Raw genomic sequence first — 16,166 nt, 5'->3', positions numbered from 1 at the left:
TGTTTTTAATTTATTTTATTTTTTGTATAGCGTTATAAATCTCTGCAAAGCTACCATCAAAATAAAACACATTTTTTGCACCCATTTCGACCAAATGGCTTCCATACACAGAAACGGTATGCCCGCTATAACAATGAATCAAAAAATCAACATCTGGATTCTCTAAAATCTTCTGACTTAATGTAGCAAAATCAAAGATATTTTCAGCCTCGCTGATATGGGCTTGCTGATAATCTTCTGGCATTCTTGTATCAATAATACAAAACTCTCTTTGCGTGATTGTGTCTGCATACACTGGGTTGGCAAGGCTTTTATTAAATTTTCCTTGTAGTTTCATTTTGCTCCTTTTTTTGTCGTTTTAGATTCTGGGCTTTTAAATCTCTTTAAGTTTCTTTAATCTTGTGGGCTTATAAGAGATTGTTATAATCCGCGTAATTGCTCAAGTCGTTCGCGTTTCGTCCCAATGTTTGTGATTTGGATTCCGAAGTTTCCATCGACAATCACCACTTCACCCCTTGCGATGACTTTGTCATCAATGAGCACTTCAAGCGGGTCATTTGCAAGCTGATTCAGCTCGACGATACTTCCTATATCCATAGAGATGACATCTTTGAGGAGCATCTTTTTCTGTCCTATCCTTACTTTGATGGTGAGCTTGACATCAAGAAGCATTCCGATATTGCGGATTTCATCTTGATTGAGGGTTGTAGCACTTGGTTGTGAAGAGTCTTGAGAATCTTGCGCAGAAGATGGCTCAATGACTTCTTGATGAAAGAGATTTGCAAACTCTGGAGTGCTTAAAAATATAAATTTTGAATTGATTGTATTAAGCGAGAAAGAAAACTCATAGGCTTGCGTGAAAGCACTAAGGCTTGAAGCATCGTTTATGATTTCTGTTTTGCGAGAAGTGAAATTAAGCTTTGGCATATTTGGCTGCGAACCCATTGCTGTGGAGATAGCTCCTAAAATATTAGAATCTATCTCTTTGATCGCATCTAAGTCATCTTCGCTTGCTTGTGTGTTGCTTGCACCATCACCACCAAGCATAAGATCTGAGAGTGCGGTTGTGAGATCGATTGGATTTATCATACCAACCATTCCTGATCCATCACCGCTCATATCAATGGTGGTGAGTATCGTTGGAAATTGAGTTATCACTTCTGCGATAGAGCCACTTTTTGTGTTGGCAATGGTTGGTGAACTTCCTGTAAGCCCCTCAATAGTTGAGGTTGCTTCTTGTGCGAGTAGTTTAATAAAATTTTCCATTCCTCTTCCCTCTTAGCTTATTCTTTTATTCTTCTTCATCGATAGCATCAAGCTTGTTTTTTCTTTGTGTTTCAAGCATTTCAAGCACTTCTTTGACTTTGTCTTTTTCAGTTAAGATCTCATTTTTGATCTTGATACTTTTTCTAAATCGCTGCAATCCAATGACTGCCATATATTTTTCTCTGCCATTAATGCTGACAATCACCTCATCACTTGCAGTTTCATTTAGCCTTATAATATCGCCTATCTGCAAGTCAAGCACTTCTTTTAGGGTGAGATTTGTCCCGCCGACAAATGCTTCGACATTCACATCAGCTCCACCAACTAATGCTTGAAGCTCTTTATTGCGCGATTTTTTGGAGCTTGTTTCGCCAAGCGTTATATCTCTGCTTCCAAGTCGAGGAAGTACCGTCTCTAGCGAGATAACCGGATAACAAATATTAATCATTCCGCTTGAATGCCCGATGATAAGCTCCATAACAACCATGATAACAATTTCGTTTTGCGCAACGATTTGCACGACATTTGGGCTTGATTCTTTGGCGTCAATAGAGGGAAACATATCTGTTACAGACGACCATGCGTCTTTGAGGGTTTGCATAATCTGTCGCAAAATCGTATCAAGCAAATTAATCTCAATATCGCTAAATTCTCGCGAATTATCATAAGGATCGCCTCTTCCGCCCAAAAGCCTATCAATCATCGGAAACACAATGCTAGGATTTATCTCCAAAACGCCCGTGCCATCAAGAGGCTTCATAGAAAAGACATTGAAGCTCGTAGGAGAAGGCAAGCTCATCAAAAACTCACCATAAGTCATCTGATCTACGCTGTGAAGTTGGATTTCGACAATGCTTCTCATAATCGCAGAGATTTGGCTTGAGAGTGAGCGCGCCATTTTGTCGTGTATGCCTCGAAATGATCGGAGTTGCTCTTTGCTTACGCGATTTGGTCGTTTAAAATCATAAAGGGTAACTTGCTTTTGAGGAAGAATATCTTGCTTTTGGAGCATATCCTCACTATCGCCATCATCAACAGCCTCAAGTAGCGCGTCAATCTCTTCTTGACTTAATATATCAGCCATTATTATCTCCTAATGAAGTTCGAATCTTTTTAATCACTTCTTTGGTGATTTGTGAGATTCTAGATTCTGTGATATTGAGAATGTCTTTTATCTCGCTAAGGCTTAATTCCTCAAGAAAATACAGCTGAATAATCAACTGCTCTCGTTGAGAGAAAGTTTTGAGCACTTTTTGGATTTTTTCGACTAACTCTTCTTTTTCGAGTTTTTCGATGATATTGCCAGATTCTATGGTGTTGTATTGCTCCTCGATTGGCACAAGCACATACACATCAGATGCGATTTTGGCTTCTTTGATTTTTTCAATATCTTCTCCTAATACTTCTGCGAGATATTCATCGCTTGGCTCTTCTTCGTGCTGATTAAAATAACGACTCACTTCAGAATCTATCGCTTTGATGAGCTTTCGCGATGAGCGCGAGACAATATCAAGCGAGCGCAAATAATCTAGCATTGCGCCATATACTCGAGATTTTGCAAATCCCCAAAATGAATCATTGAGCTTTTGATCATAGCGACGCGCAAGCTTGATGAGCTCTTCTGTCCCGATTGAGATAAGTTCGCTTACTTCAATATGCCCCGGAAGCCTTTCTTTGATCTTGTATGCCATAGCTTTGACTGCAGGAAGATATGCGATAGCAAGCTCATCTTGTGAGTATTGCTGATTTTGTGTGTAAGCATCGATTTTCATTCTCTCTTCCTTATAATGTATTTTTATGATTTATTGTCTTCTTCAAGTTCTTCTGAAAAGTCAAAGTTGTTTATAAATTGCCGCACTGATCGCGCTTGCTTTTCTGTCATATCAAATTCAGAATCAAAAAAATCAAGCTGTCGTTCGATGAGTTTTTTATTTGAGAGCAAAGAACGTTTTGGCTCAATCATATGGATATAAATCGTCGCCATACTTAATGATATAAGATACATAGTAATTGTTACGACAATAGTCAAAAACAGCACTAATTCTGGTTCATTAAATTTTATCAACCCAAAAATAAGCCCGATAAAAAACCCAGCGACAACTGAAAGATTGATAAAATTAGAAACACGCATTATGAGCCTTTATAAATATCCTATTAGTTTTTTTAAGAATCCACCCATAGATTTCTTGGAATGATTAAGCATATTGTGTTCCACCTTGGAGATAAGATTTTTGGCAACGCCTTGCATTGTTGTTGAAAATATATTCAATGGCTCTACTTTGCAGATGAGCTTTCTTTGTAAAATAGCCTTTTTGACTGCGTCATTATAAGTAAAACCACCCAAAAATTCTAATGTAAAATGTGGGATATTTTTTTGCGCCACATATTCTATTGTCGTAAAAACTTGTTTGATTTGGGTTTGAGAATTTGCCATATTTATCACAACCATACATTCTTTTTTGAATTTCGCACTGACTTTCAGCATCGCATACGCATCGGTTTTTGATGATGGCTCGGGCGTAGTGATGACGATGATATAATCGCTTGCTTGCAAAAACGCTTGATTAAGCGCACTAATGCCAGCACTCGTATCAACGACAACATAATCAAAAAAATTCCAAATCTCCATATCGTTTGCAAAATCATTCATCGTGTAAGTATTGGCGTATTTGAGGATCTCTTCACCGCTATCACCCGGGATAAGATAGAGATTTTCATCGATTTTATAAATTGCTTCTTTGAAGCTCACTTCACCCTTCAAAGCGTGCAAGATATTTTTGTCTGTCTTTACTCCAAAGATCAAATCCAAATTCGCAAGCCCAATATCTGCGTCAAAAATACCGATTTTATAGCCTATTTTACTCAAACAATACGCCAAATTTGCCGAAAAATTAGATTTTCCTACACCGCCTTTTCCGGAAGTTATGGCGATAAACTTTGCTGTGGTTTTTTTATTGTTTTTCATTAAGGATTCAAGATTGTGGGCTTGATTCATAGATTCTCCTTATCCAAATTTAATCCAAATCTCATCGTTATTTTGGTGCATTTGGGTAAAAAAACCCACCCAATAAACAATCCGCCAAATAGCTATTATCTGCGACAATAATATCGCTTGGCACTTCCTGTCCTATGGAGAGATAGCTGATTGGTTTTTTGGTATCATACACGAGCGAAAAAATATTACCAAGCCCTCTTGCTTCATCAAGCTTGCTGAAAATAAATGTATCGATATTAAGCTCTCCAAATGCGTTGTAGCAATCTTTAAGATCCTCGTATTTTGTCGTGGTTTGAAGCACCAATGCGACATCGATTTTATAATCATCAAGTTTGGCAAATCGTTTCAATTCATTGATTTTTGATTTGTCATGCTGTGAATGCCCCGCCGTATCAATCAAAATATAATCACAATAACTTAGCGCATCAACTTTGTTTAAAAAATCGCTACTTTCACTCACAGAATCTATGCTGATACGCATTTTTCTTGCATACCACGCAAGCTGCTCCATAGCCCCGATACGATAATCATCAAGCGTGATAATGCCAACTTTTTTCTTATGCTCTAAGATCTGCGAATAACGCGCTGCAAGTTTGGCTAAAGTGGTTGTTTTGCCAACACCTGTGGGTCCTACAAACATAATGATTTTTTTGCCGATTTCATTTTCTTGCCTGCAATAAATCATTTTGCGTAGCACCTCGCGAAAATACCGCTTAATCGTCTTACTTTGCTCGCGCATTTTAAGTGGCATAAACTCAATACTTAAGCGCATAATTTCTTCTAAATGATCTTTATTCATTCCGCTTAAGCGCGCTATGCGGTAGATTTCTGCAAATTCTTGCGGAATATTGATACTCATATTTGTTGGGGCTTTTTCCTCCCAAAGTGTGTTTTGGATAAGCTTGATTTTGTCATTAAGCTTGCTTATTTCTTGATAAATATCATTAAGCTGCTTAGAATCCTCTTTTGCAGAATCTTTTGGTTTTTGCGTAGTTTGTGGCTGCTCTTGTGTGCTAGATTCTGCTTTGTAATCTGTCTTGTAAGATGGCGGAAGCAATATGCTTTTTTTCAGCATTGAGGTATCGGGCATTGAGGTTGGATAGCCTGCGATTTTGCTAATCTCTCGCACCGTATCAGAGAGCTGAATGGTTACATCATCATCAAACAAAGCACTCAAATTGCGCTTTTTTTTCTTTTGGGCGATTTCTTTGTCGGCGATTTGCTCAAGTCGCTTTTGGATACTATTATCAGGGATAAGCTTTTGGGGTTTTTGTGGAGAATCCGCTTCTTGTGAATCGCTTGCATTGCGCGCGAGTTTTTTTCCACTTCCTGCTTTTGTTGCTTGAAAATCTCCTGCTTGCGAATCCTCTACGCCTATCACAAGCTCAAAGAGTGCGGGCTGATTGAGCGTTTTTTTGCGCACTTCTTTTGTTTGGATAATCATCGCTTCATCGCCAAACTCATCTCTTGCTTTTTTTAATGCTTCTGCTGGTGTTTCACCACTATATGTATAAGTTTTCACTTCCACCTCTTTATTTGTAGAATGATTGGAACAAGCACAGAACCTCTGTTTTGATATTCTGAATGTGGAATTTTAAAATAAGGACGCTTTAAAATTACTTGATTATAAAAAATTACATCAATATCTAAAGTTCTTGGAGCATTTTTGAATACTCTTTTTCTTGGTCTGCCAAATTTGCGCTCCAAATAAAAAATAAGTCTAAAAATCTCAACAAGATTTAGCGAGGTTCTAAGTGCAAGCACAGCATTTAAAAAATCGCTTTGGTGCGTGTAGCCAAAGGCTGGATTTTTGTAAATGGACGTGGTTTGGATAATCTCAAAACTTCTGTGTCTGATAAACCACACAAGCAGATGAAAAAAAGTGTGTAAAATCTGCCCTTGATTACCGCCGATACCTAAGACAAGAATATTTTTTAGATTCCGTGCTTTTTTCTGTGCTTTTGGATTTTGTGATTGTAGATTTTGTGATTGTAGATTTTGTGCTTTTTGATTGTTTGGATTTTGCAAACGCGCAGAATCTAGCGCGCGAGATTTAATGCGAGATTCTGTGTGAGATCCAAGCGGAAAGCCCTTTGTGATTATGATTTCTTTCATACAATCCAACTTTAATTCATCTGTTTAATGTGTATTGAGTAATGTTTTTGCCTTATTAGTGATATTTGCAATTGTGAAGCCACAATGCTGAAACACAATCTCTCCCTTTGCTGAATGCCCAAAATCCTGCATACACACGACTTCATCGCAGAATCTAAACCACTCAAGCCCCCTTGCTGCTTCTATGCCTAATACCTTTCCGCCTAATAATGAATCAATATATGACTTATCTTGCTGGATTAATAAATCAAAGCATGGCACGCTCACTACGCGCGTGGTGATAGATTCAGATTCTAGGGCTTTGGCACACTCAAGGGCTAAAGCCACTTCACTTCCTGTGGCAATTAATGTGATTTGCGGTGATTGCGGATTTGATGCGTCTTTGATGATGTATCCGCCTTTTGAGATTTTGGATTTATCGCACACTTCAAGCACGGGCAGATTTTGGCGCGATAGCACAAACGCACAAGGCGCGCTAGATTCTAGTGCGACTTGCCAGCAGGCGATATTTTCGTTTGCATCTGCTGGGCGAAAGACCAAAAGATTTGGCATTGCTCTAAAATGTCCGAGTTGCTCGATTGGCTGATGTGTCGCGCCATCTTCGCCAACCCCGATAGAATCATGCGTCCAAATATAAAAAACCCGACTTTTCATAATGCTAGCAACACGCACGCTTGGCGACATATAATCGCTAAAGACAAAAAAAGTCGCACAAAATGGTAAAAATAATCCATAATTTGCGATTCCATTGCAAATCGCGCCCATCGCGTGCTCTCGAATGCCGAAGTGAAAATTTTTGCCATGTGGAAAATCGCCACTATTTTTTATGGTTGTGTTGTTGCTTGGCGCAAGATCTGCGCTTCCTCCGATAAATCCTTGCAATTTTGCAGCGATTGCATTGAGAATCTGCCCATTGCTCGCTCGCGTGGCTATGGATTCTCCGATTGTAAATTGCGGGTATTGAATGCTAGCTACATCTGGATTACGCAAGGATTCAAGCATGGTTTTTGCACTAGAATCTAGCGATTTCTCCCATAATGCCTCAAGACTTTGCATTTTTTCTTGGGTATTTTGAAACCAAAACCTCACATCATCTGGAATGTGGAATTTCTCTTGAGGAAAGTTTGCTGCCTTTTTGGATTCTGCTATCACGTTTTCACCCAATGGCGAGCCATGCGTTTTTTCGCTTCCTTCAAGCCCTATCGCGCCTTTGCCGATGATTGTTTTGGCGATGATTAATGTAGGCTTTGTTGTGTTTGATTTAGCGGCGATAATGGCTTCTTGAATGTCTAAAAAATTATGCCCATCGCAAAGTAGCACATCAAATCCTTGCGCTTCAAAGCGGAGCTTGACATTTTCATCAAAGGCAAGACGCGTATCGCCCTCGATTGTAATGGAATTTGAATCATAAATGATGATAAGATCAGAGAGTTTGTACTTCCCTGCCAAAGAAGCGGCTTCATAGCTTATGCCTTCTTGCAAATCGCCATCACCACAAAAACAATACACTTTGTGCGAAATAACGCTTTTGCTAAGTAGATTCTGGGCGTATTTGGCAGCCATCGCAAACCCAACCGCATTGGCAATGCCTTGCCCTAATGGTCCTGTGGTGATCTCAACGCCTTGCGTGAGGCTAGATTCTGGGTGTCCGGGCGTTTTGGAGTGGAGCGTTCTAAATGATTTGAGATCATCAAGACTCAAGTCAAATCCCCATAAATGCAGAAGTGAATACAGCAAAGCACTCGCATGCCCGCCACTAAAAACAAGCCGGTCGCGATTGAGCCATTTTGGATTCTTGGGATTGAGATTGATATGATAGCTTAGTGTTGTTGCAAATTCTGCAAGTCCCATTGGAGTGCCGGGGTGTCCGCTATTTGCTTCTTGGACGATGTCAGCACACAAAAACCGCAAAGTTGTAGCCATTTTTTCAAGATTTGAAATGTCTTGTGTCGTGATAGAGTGCATTATAAACCTCATAAACTAAAATCTAAGCCAAAATTGTGCCTAAAAAAACATACAAAATTACTTAGATTTTTTATTTGTAGAAATTTTTTGGAAAGTTGAAGTTATGAGTGAAGTTGTGAGTGAGGATAGCATTCTAGAATCTAAAACTCATTTTCTGGATTGCCACGCAAAATTTGAAAATTTTGCTCGCAATGACGCATTACCTCATCATGTCTTAAGCGTTAGCGAAGAATCCAGTAAAAATCTAATACAAAATCTAAAATAGATTCTAGTTTGGATTTGGATTCTTCGTTCGTTTCACTCACTCAAGTAATGACAAGTTTTATTCTATGCAAACACAAGCAAGCATTAAAAAATTCTAGACTTTTTTAATTTTTAGATTTTAGAATTTATGCAAACACAAAAAGAGCGTAAAAGAAATTCTAGATTTTTGTGGAAATTTTGTGGCTTTGCAAGACGAACGAATGAGTCGCTACTTTTCGTGCGTCGCCAAAATAATACAAGATAAGCCCTAAACGATGCAATCCGCAAAATTTACCAAAAAGCTAGAATTTAGATCACATCGAAATGAGATTCTAGCAGATTCTACTCTTTAACTTTCTGCTCGACATATTTATCAAGCGCGATACTCACGCCATTACTCATATTTTTGAATAAAATATGTCCATCTGATCGTTCATAATAAATAATCTCTCCGCCTTTTTGAAATCTCTGAATCAAAACCCCATTTGGCTGGATAATTTTGCCTATGCCATCAAAAATATCTCTACCCATAAAAATATCATCAAACAAATCGCCATAGCTCACTTTGCCAAAAAAATTCTTTGCAGCAGGCCATTTTCTTGCGCAATCATTGAGGATACAGATTTTTTTCTTTGTGATTTCGATGACTCCGATCGTCTTGCCCGCGGCAAAAAGCTCCAAAGTGATCTCTTGTTTTTTGTTTATCCCATAGGTTACATAATCATAATATCGAAAGTTTTTTGCATTGATATATAAGATACGATAGCCTTTTTCTTGCTTTGGCAAATCAGCTTGTTTTTGGCTTTTGTATTCTTTTTTGGCTTCTTTGCTTACGGGTTGATCGCTAAATAACCCCGCAACTTGAGAGCAACCACCCAAAAACAAAGCGATAACAAGTCCAAGATAACGCATATTCAATCTTTAGTGCATGTGGTGCATTTTGTGTAAGCAGAATCTAAGCAATCCATTGTTGCAATTATCGCCTGCTATGCTTATCGCCCGCCCAAAGCACGATACCAAACGCGCCCATCAAGCTTGATTTCCATTGTAACTTGACACAAACCAGCCCTGCAATCAACATTTGTAATATCCGCGCCACGCACAAGAGCTTGCACTTTGGATTTTACAGTTGAGCTTGTGATTGCCATATTTTCAACCGTGTCTTGACCATTGAGTTTTACCCCATACATTTTTTCGCCAAGAAGTTTATAAGCATCAATCATCGCTGCTCTCTTAGCTAATGCTGTTGATTGTGCCGGTGATATGGCGTTTTGCGGAGCGACTCCAGTGCCTGTAACTTGCAACTCAATGATATTGCTTGGAGTGAGGTTTGGATTATTAGGGATAAGTGGCTCTTGCGATCCTCTTGGCGATCTCATATCCTCATCATCAGGAATTGTATTGTTGATAATTGGCGATGGAAGAGGATTTGCCATAGGTGGATTGACCATAGATGGTGGATTCATCATACCTACTCTATTCATACCCGCGCCATTTATACCCGGATTTTCAATCCCTGTGGGGCGATAATCCGCTGTTGGCGGGGTAAGCCCTACATCATCTTGAGCGGCTGTGCAGCCAACGAAACTTAAACCAGCGATAGCGGCGATAGACATCGTTTTTATCTTTTGTGTCACACTTGTCATCAAACATCCTTTTTTTGAAAATTATCTAAGTAAAGCAAAAGATGTGCCAAAATTAAAATTCAATATGAAATATTATAAAAACTTACAGAATCTAGATTCTGGTTGGTATTGCTTTATTGAGAATGACAATAAATAGATTCTTATAGATTGCTACGCTCATTTCACGCACTTGTAATGATGAGGCGGGTTTGTCATTGCGAGGATGATAGGACGAAGCAATCTAGTCAAAATGGATTGCCACGACTTTCTAGCGGAAGCCTCGCAATGACGAAAATGGCATAGAATCTAGATTCTGCGCAAGTTCGTGCGATTATACCACCGCATAATCCAATAATGCACAGCCAGCGATACAAAAATCACAACTCCACCACATATAAGCTTGATGAGTGATTCGCTCTGCATTTGCCTTCCCCAAAATAGCCAATCCACAAGCACGACAAGCGGAATCATCGCATTATTCATAATCGCCACCACACCGCTATCACTCATACTCACGCCCTTATTCCACATAAAATACCCCGCACCAGAGGCGATAACCCCAAGATAAATCAGCACAATCCACTGCGGTGAGTTAAGCGAAAAACTCGGAATCTTATCCACATCGCCCAACGTGACAAAGCTTAGCACCCCGACAATAATCGCGCCTAGATAAAAAAAGCCAAACACTTCGGCTTGATTTGATACTTTTTCTTGCTCGATTGTGTATTTATAGAGGCTTTGCCCTGCGCCAAAGCAGATATTTGCGACCTGCACGAGCAAAAACCCAATAACAAACCCAGAATCTATCGCGCCACTGCGGATAATATACGCCCCAAAAACAGCCATCGCCACGCTGATAAAATACAAACTCCGCAATCGCCTATGGCAAATATCATAAATAAGCGTAACATAAAACGGCGTAAAAATCGTAAAAAGAGCCACTTCAGACGCGCTGATATACAAAAACGCATTGTAATAAAAAATATACATCACACCAATTTGAAGCGCGCCAATCCCCATAAGCTTGAGCGCCAAACGCAGATTTGTATGGAATCTCATCAATGGCAAAAACACGATAAACGCAAGCACAAAACGCACCAAAATAGCAAAATAATTATCAACAATCCCGCTAAGATAATGCTTGATAAGCGGAAACGAAAAAGCCCAAATGCAACTGACAATAACCAAATAACGCATAATTATTCCTAGAATCTAAATTTGCAAAAAAGCATTATAGCCTATAAATCAAGCCCAATACATTAAGAGCACAGGAATTTTTAGAGAATTTTATGCAGAATCTATAATAAATTATTTTTGTCATTAAAGCCTATACAAGCCTAAAGCAAGCAAAACACAAAAGTTTTATCTTTTTATAGTGTTACAATTTAGAAAATTTAGAATCTACTTGAGTTGGTATTATTAAGATTTCAAAGAAATCGTGGAGATTTGGGATTTAGATTCTAGTTTATGATGATTATATCGTTTGATACAAATCCAAAATCTATAAAAATCTGCTCCATTAATTTTATCATTAAACAAAAAAAATAGTAGAATCTTTTTTACACAGCAAAAATATAACTATAAAATTTATAAATATTAGGAGTGCGCGTAATGCGTAAGATTAGAGCATATAGCGTTGTAGTATTTTGCGTTTTTATGCCGATTACAGCACAGGCAGCAGTGGATATAGCTAGAGATGTTTATTGTTTTTATACTACATCACCCTGGTTGTGGAGTGATTGTCATTCATGGAAATATACTCCACAACCAAATAATGAGACTACCGATACTTTTTATGCTACAAATACAGATACTTATTCTGGAACTGGAAACTCTTTTACAGCTAACTACAAAAATGGCACACTTATTCTTGGAAATAACCAAAAACAAACTGGAAGTGGCTCGCTATCTTTTGGCTCTGGTGGTGGCGGTGGATATGTAGGGTATATGAGTGGGACTTTTAATGTCAAAGAAGCATATCTCACAGGGACAATTAAAGGTGGTAATAATACAAAAGTTGGAGCAGGGCTTACACTTAATATCAATGCTACAAGTGATATTAATACCGATGGTCTTAATGTCTCAATGTGGTCAAATACACAAGGCGATCAATTTTCACTAAAAAGCACAGGTGGCGATGTAAAACTTAAAGATACAAATATTAGAATCCAAGGTGCTGATTTTGCGAGTCGCTCTGGCTCGTTTTTCTTTGTCGAAGCCAAGAAAGGCAAAATTGATGCTGATAAGCTCAATGTTACAATGCCTGAGACGACAGGATTTATCAAGGTAAAGTTTGAAGCACAAGATCTTGTCTTTAAAAATAGCAATCTTACCATTGATAACTCTAGCACGGCTGGCATAAATAGTGAAACGCAATTCATCTCAAGCAATAATATCAGTGTCGATAATACAAATAACTTTAATCTCCATACTGAAGTGATAAACTTCACTGCGGGCAAAAATCTCGAGCTCTCTGGAAAGACAAATATTTCTATTTCTACACTTACAGCCAAACCACAGATGACTTTCAAAGCAGGTGAAAAACTCGACATAAATACTATGAATATGAATGTCAATTTGCAAGCACTCCATACAGGAGGATCTACAAACATCAACTTTGAGGGCAAAAATATGACTATCAAGGATAGTGAGTTGCGCGTAAGTTCACCGGGTATTGGAAATCTTTCAGCTGATCGGCACAATATGAACTTCACCACTACTAGCGGTGATATGAATTTTACAAATACCAAAATCATAGCTGATGGCGGGCGAAGCACTTTTAAGCTTAGTGCTACAAATGGCAAGATTATCGGTGATAATCTCACTTATACTATGGGTAGAGGTGAATTTTCTAATAGCTCTGCTTGGAGTGCAAATAGCATAGAGCTTAAAAATAGCACGATAAATATTGCAGAGGCTTCACTTGCAGGGCAAAGTAGCAGTGCTACATTTAATGCGACATCTGGGGATATAAACTTTGATAAATCCACAAACGCCACGATCTCAACCGAACGCGTAGAATTTAAAGCCACAAATGATATAAAACTCTTAGGCACAAATACAATCAAATCAGGTGGTAATACCACAAATGCGGATATTGACTTTGATGCTGGAGGGAATATCCACTTAGGAGCTACGAATATACAAGTTTTTCAAGGTAATGGGGCTTTAAATATGAAAGCAGGTCGAGATATTACGATTGATAAGCTTGATTTGCATGGTAAAATGTGGGATGGGACAATAGTTGTATCATTGAATCCAAGCTATGCGACATTCGAAGCTCAAAATATTACAATAAATGGCGGAAGAATTTACTCTACTCGTGGGATCAATAACTCAACTGATACGGCTGGAGAATTTATAACAACTTTTCATGCAAATGGAGATATAAATCTTAAAAATGTGAATATCACATTAGCTAATCAGCTTGCTAATGTCGGCTCTCCTGATATGATTATCTTTAAGGGTGAAAATCTCACACATACAGGGATTTTTGATACTCAAACCGCACAGCAAACTTGGGAGGGAGCGACTTTTGACTTTTCAGGGGTGAGAAAGAGTGCAAGTGTCGGAACTATGATCGTAGAAGCAGCCAAAATCAAACTTAATAACAATTTCAAAGCAGATTCTCTCACAATCCGCACAAGAGAGACAAATGGTGGCTCTCATAATGGCACACCTGGAGTTGGGACAGTGCTTTTCACAAAAACAGATTCTAATCTCAAATTTGGCACAATCACACTCAATGGCTGGGGACAAAATGGGAATCAAGTTGTGGGTAATACCGCAAGGCTTTCGTTTTTTAATGAGAGTGGCACTAATAATTTTGTAAAAAACTCTACGCTTACAGTTGATACTGTAAAGCTAGGCTCAGAATCTGGATTCTACGCTTCAAATATAGAGACTTCCAATATCCAAAACCTCATACTCGATCATAACGCACGAGCAGAATTTTATAAACTCAACATTATCAATAACGGCTCAATAGAGATGAATGCTACAAGCAGCATTGGTTTGAGCTATTTTGATGTAAAAGTCAATCAATCAAACAATAGCGTCAATAACTATGGAAAGCCAATCCTTTATATCACACATGCTGGTAAGAATCTAAGCAATCTCACAATAGAAGGAAATAAAACCTATCGCTTCATTGACGCAATGGAAATTAAATATATTTTCACCACAGCAAGTGGAAATACACAAACTTTTCATTGTGGAGATTCTGGCACACAAGAGCAATGTGATTACATCAAAAACTCTATTGCTATTTATGAGGGAGCAAAGGGTGAGCCAACAATAAATGCTGATGGAAGTATTGATTATACACAAAGTAGGGTTGATCTTGCCAAACTTCAAGCCAAACTTCAAGCAGGACTCAATAATATTGGATTGCGATATGAAAAGGTTGTAGATTATAGCACCATAGGTATAAAGATCTTAGGAAATAATCCAGATAATCCTTATGATATTAATGATATACGTTACTACATTTGGCAAAAGGGTGGAAAGAGTAGAGGTGATGAATATGTCGCTAAAATCGCAGCAATCTCTCCAACCACAGCAAGACAAGAAACAATCACCCAAACACAAAACGGACAAGTTGTCTATACCAAATATGATGAGCAAAAAAAAGAACAAGTTGTGTGTAGGGATAATACTGCTGGCTGCTCTGCGCATCAAGTTGAGACTTCAAACTCTGATATATTCAAATGGCTTCAATTTGTAAGTATCCACTCAAGAGGAATCACTTTCACTGGCACAAATATTATGGATTATGATATAGGATTTTTTGAACATACTGCTACACAGCTTTATAATACCCTAGAACAACTCTCCTCCACAGAGCGCAAAAGCTCTACCGCAGAAGCCACAAAGCTTGCAGCAGACATTGCCAAAATCCAACGACTTGTCAAACTCTCACGAGTTGATTCTTATGATAATGGTATAAAGTTTGCCTCACTTATGCAAAACAAAAAGCGCGCACATTATGCTAACAACTCTAGCACACGATCAGATATTGAAGATGTAACACTTGATCCAGCATATTTATATAAATTCTCAAACCGCCATACTTATGCTAATAATATCTGGGCAAATGCCATTGGCTCTGCAAGCTTTATTAGTAATGGCTATGGTGCATTATATGGACTTAATGTAGGCTATGATAGGTTTTTAAATCTTGGAGAAAATGGACTTATACTTGGAGTGTTTGCAGCATATGGATATGGGACATATACAGCTGATCTTATCAAAAACAATAGCCATAATGTCAATAGCGGAATCTACTCAAGAGCAATTATTAAAAATCACGAATTTGACTTTAATGCTGGATATACAATTGGTATGAATAATGAAGATATTAATGCGCGTGAGAATATTTGGCTCTCACAATTAGGACAAAGCTATAAATACAATACCCATACATTTAATCTTAATGCAAATTATGGCTATATCTTTGGTATGAAAGGTAAAACACTTGTATTTAAGCCAAGTATTGGAATGTCATATTATATGATTAATGTCGGAAAGATTAATGGTGCAGATAGTTTAATTACGGCTTTTGATCCAAATACTACTAACCAAAGCTTTACTAATTACACAAACAATCTTGGCATACAAAGCCCACAAGCGCTTCAGCATGTGCTAGCTCTTAATGTTGCATTTGAGACAAGGCAGTATTTTCAAAAAGGATCGTATTGGTTTATTAATGTTGGCGCACAACGAGATATTTATATCTCATCAAATAATATTGCAGAAGTGCGATTTGTCGGAAGTAATAACCTTAGCTACAAACAAGGCGATAATCTCAATACCTTTGCAAATGCCACAGCAGGTGGTGAAGTGCAATTTTTGGAACAATTTTTTATTAATTTTGGACTTGGTGGCAAAGTAGGACTAAGCTATAAAGATATAAATATTACAGGAAATTTAGGTGCTCGGTATGTGTTTTAGGGGTA

15 protein-coding genes are annotated in these 16,166 nt (G+C 38.2%); 3 read left to right on the top strand and 12 right to left on the bottom strand.

The window, feature by feature from the left end; all coding sequences use genetic code 11:
- Positions 1–10: 10 nt before the first annotated feature.
- The 9 genes from DY109_RS00965 to tkt all read right to left on the bottom strand — a co-directional run bounded on the left by DY109_RS00965 (position 11) and on the right by tkt (position 8,341).
- Positions 11–337 (bottom strand): rhodanese-like domain-containing protein, encoded by a 327-nt coding sequence (locus tag DY109_RS00965; RefSeq protein WP_023946555.1) that lies wholly within the window; start codon positions 335–337, stop codon positions 11–13.
- 83 nt (positions 338–420) lie between these two features.
- Positions 421–1,266: a flagellar motor switch protein FliY gene (fliY, locus tag DY109_RS00960; protein WP_023946553.1), complete on the bottom strand. Its 846-nt coding sequence runs from the start codon at positions 1,264–1,266 to the stop codon at positions 421–423.
- Between the two features lie 25 nt (positions 1,267–1,291).
- Entirely contained in the window at positions 1,292–2,350 is a 1,059-nt protein-coding gene (gene fliM, locus DY109_RS00955) for a flagellar motor switch protein FliM (protein ID WP_023946551.1), read from the bottom strand.
- Positions 2,343–3,038: an RNA polymerase sigma factor FliA gene (locus DY109_RS00950; RefSeq protein ID WP_023946549.1), complete on the bottom strand. Its 696-nt coding sequence runs from the start codon at positions 3,036–3,038 to the stop codon at positions 2,343–2,345. The genes fliM and DY109_RS00950 overlap by 8 nt, the downstream gene beginning before the upstream one ends.
- Before the next feature lie 23 nt (positions 3,039–3,061).
- Positions 3,062–3,397 carry a hypothetical protein gene (locus DY109_RS00945; RefSeq protein WP_023946547.1) on the bottom strand — a complete coding sequence of 112 codons (336 nt, stop codon included), beginning with the start codon at positions 3,395–3,397 and terminating at the stop codon, positions 3,062–3,064.
- Between the two features lie 9 nt (positions 3,398–3,406).
- The gene (locus tag DY109_RS00940; protein ID WP_023946546.1) at positions 3,407–4,261 is read right to left on the bottom strand and encodes a P-loop NTPase; all 855 of its coding nucleotides are present in this window, start codon (positions 4,259–4,261) and stop codon (positions 3,407–3,409) included.
- 37 nt (positions 4,262–4,298) lie between these two features.
- Positions 4,299–5,783, bottom strand: a complete 1,485-nt coding sequence (gene flhF / locus DY109_RS00935) for a flagellar biosynthesis GTPase FlhF (RefSeq protein WP_023946544.1) — start codon at positions 5,781–5,783, stop codon at positions 4,299–4,301.
- Positions 5,780–6,376 carry a 2-amino-4-hydroxy-6-hydroxymethyldihydropteridine diphosphokinase gene (gene folK, locus DY109_RS00930; protein ID WP_023946542.1) on the bottom strand — a complete coding sequence of 199 codons (597 nt, stop codon included), beginning with the start codon at positions 6,374–6,376 and terminating at the stop codon, positions 5,780–5,782. Before folK ends, flhF begins: the two co-directional genes overlap by 4 nt.
- A 24-nt stretch (positions 6,377–6,400) precedes the next feature.
- Positions 6,401–8,341, bottom strand: coding sequence for a transketolase (gene tkt / locus DY109_RS00925; RefSeq protein ID WP_023946541.1), 1,941 nt, complete (start codon positions 8,339–8,341; stop codon positions 6,401–6,403).
- A 103-nt stretch (positions 8,342–8,444) separates the two neighbouring features.
- On the opposite strand from tkt, the gene DY109_RS11245 reads away from it, so the two are divergent.
- Entirely contained in the window at positions 8,445–8,606 is a 162-nt protein-coding gene (locus DY109_RS11245) for a hypothetical protein (RefSeq protein WP_023946539.1), read from the top strand.
- Between the two features lie 320 nt (positions 8,607–8,926).
- On the opposite strand, the gene DY109_RS00920 is transcribed toward DY109_RS11245, so the two are convergent.
- Both DY109_RS00920 and DY109_RS00915 read right to left on the bottom strand, forming a co-directional pair.
- The gene (locus DY109_RS00920; protein ID WP_023946537.1) at positions 8,927–9,496 is read right to left on the bottom strand and encodes an HP0838 family lipoprotein; all 570 of its coding nucleotides are present in this window, start codon (positions 9,494–9,496) and stop codon (positions 8,927–8,929) included.
- A gap of 80 nt (positions 9,497–9,576) precedes the next feature.
- Entirely contained in the window at positions 9,577–10,230 is a 654-nt protein-coding gene (locus DY109_RS00915) for an LPP20 family lipoprotein (RefSeq protein ID WP_034549153.1), read from the bottom strand.
- Positions 10,231–10,377: 147 nt separating this feature from the next.
- Between DY109_RS00915 and DY109_RS12270 the strand changes: the two genes are divergently transcribed.
- Positions 10,378–10,512: a hypothetical protein gene (locus DY109_RS12270; protein WP_258399800.1), complete on the top strand. Its 135-nt coding sequence runs from the start codon at positions 10,378–10,380 to the stop codon at positions 10,510–10,512.
- A 3-nt stretch (positions 10,513–10,515) separates the two neighbouring features.
- Here DY109_RS12270 and DY109_RS00910 read toward each other — a convergent pair whose 3' ends face one another.
- Positions 10,516–11,406, bottom strand: coding sequence for an EamA family transporter (locus DY109_RS00910; RefSeq protein WP_023946531.1), 891 nt, complete (start codon positions 11,404–11,406; stop codon positions 10,516–10,518).
- 414 nt (positions 11,407–11,820) lie between these two features.
- On the opposite strand from DY109_RS00910, the gene DY109_RS00905 reads away from it, so the two are divergent.
- A complete protein-coding gene (locus DY109_RS00905) occupies positions 11,821–16,161 on the top strand; it encodes a vacuolating cytotoxin domain-containing protein (RefSeq protein WP_023946527.1) in 4,341 nt (1,446 codons plus the stop codon).
- Positions 16,162–16,166: the final 5 nt, after the last annotated feature.

It is taken from the genome of Helicobacter fennelliae (assembly GCF_900451005.1).
In the GTDB taxonomy this organism is placed as follows: domain Bacteria; phylum Campylobacterota; class Campylobacteria; order Campylobacterales; family Helicobacteraceae; genus Helicobacter_B; species Helicobacter_B fennelliae.
Note: the sequence above shows the minus strand (reverse complement) of the source record. Positions and strands in the feature narration are given on the sequence as shown.

Bases quoted from the DNA above. Each gene is read 5' to 3' on its own strand.
- DY109_RS00965 (WP_023946555.1), bottom strand. From the start codon at position 337: ATGAAACTACAAGGAAAATTTAATAAAAGCCTTGCCAACCCAGTGTAT.
- fliY (WP_023946553.1), bottom strand. From the start codon at position 1,266: ATGGAAAATTTTATTAAACTACTCGCACAAGAAGCAACCTCAACTATT.
- fliM (WP_023946551.1), bottom strand. From the start codon at position 2,350: ATGGCTGATATATTAAGTCAAGAAGAGATTGACGCGCTACTTGAGGCT.
- DY109_RS00950 (WP_023946549.1), bottom strand. From the start codon at position 3,038: ATGAAAATCGATGCTTACACACAAAATCAGCAATACTCACAAGATGAG.
- DY109_RS00945 (WP_023946547.1), bottom strand. From the start codon at position 3,397: ATGCGTGTTTCTAATTTTATCAATCTTTCAGTTGTCGCTGGGTTTTTT.
- DY109_RS00940 (WP_023946546.1), bottom strand. From the start codon at position 4,261: ATGAATCAAGCCCACAATCTTGAATCCTTAATGAAAAACAATAAAAAA.
- folK (WP_023946542.1), bottom strand. From the start codon at position 6,376: ATGAAAGAAATCATAATCACAAAGGGCTTTCCGCTTGGATCTCACACA.
- tkt (WP_023946541.1), bottom strand. From the start codon at position 8,341: ATGCACTCTATCACGACACAAGACATTTCAAATCTTGAAAAAATGGCT.
- DY109_RS11245 (WP_023946539.1), top strand. From the start codon at position 8,445: ATGAGTGAAGTTGTGAGTGAGGATAGCATTCTAGAATCTAAAACTCAT.
- DY109_RS00920 (WP_023946537.1), bottom strand. From the start codon at position 9,496: ATGCGTTATCTTGGACTTGTTATCGCTTTGTTTTTGGGTGGTTGCTCT.
- DY109_RS00915 (WP_034549153.1), bottom strand. From the start codon at position 10,230: ATGACAAGTGTGACACAAAAGATAAAAACGATGTCTATCGCCGCTATC.
- DY109_RS00910 (WP_023946531.1), bottom strand. From the start codon at position 11,406: ATGCGTTATTTGGTTATTGTCAGTTGCATTTGGGCTTTTTCGTTTCCG.
- DY109_RS00905 (WP_023946527.1), top strand. From the start codon at position 11,821: ATGCGTAAGATTAGAGCATATAGCGTTGTAGTATTTTGCGTTTTTATG.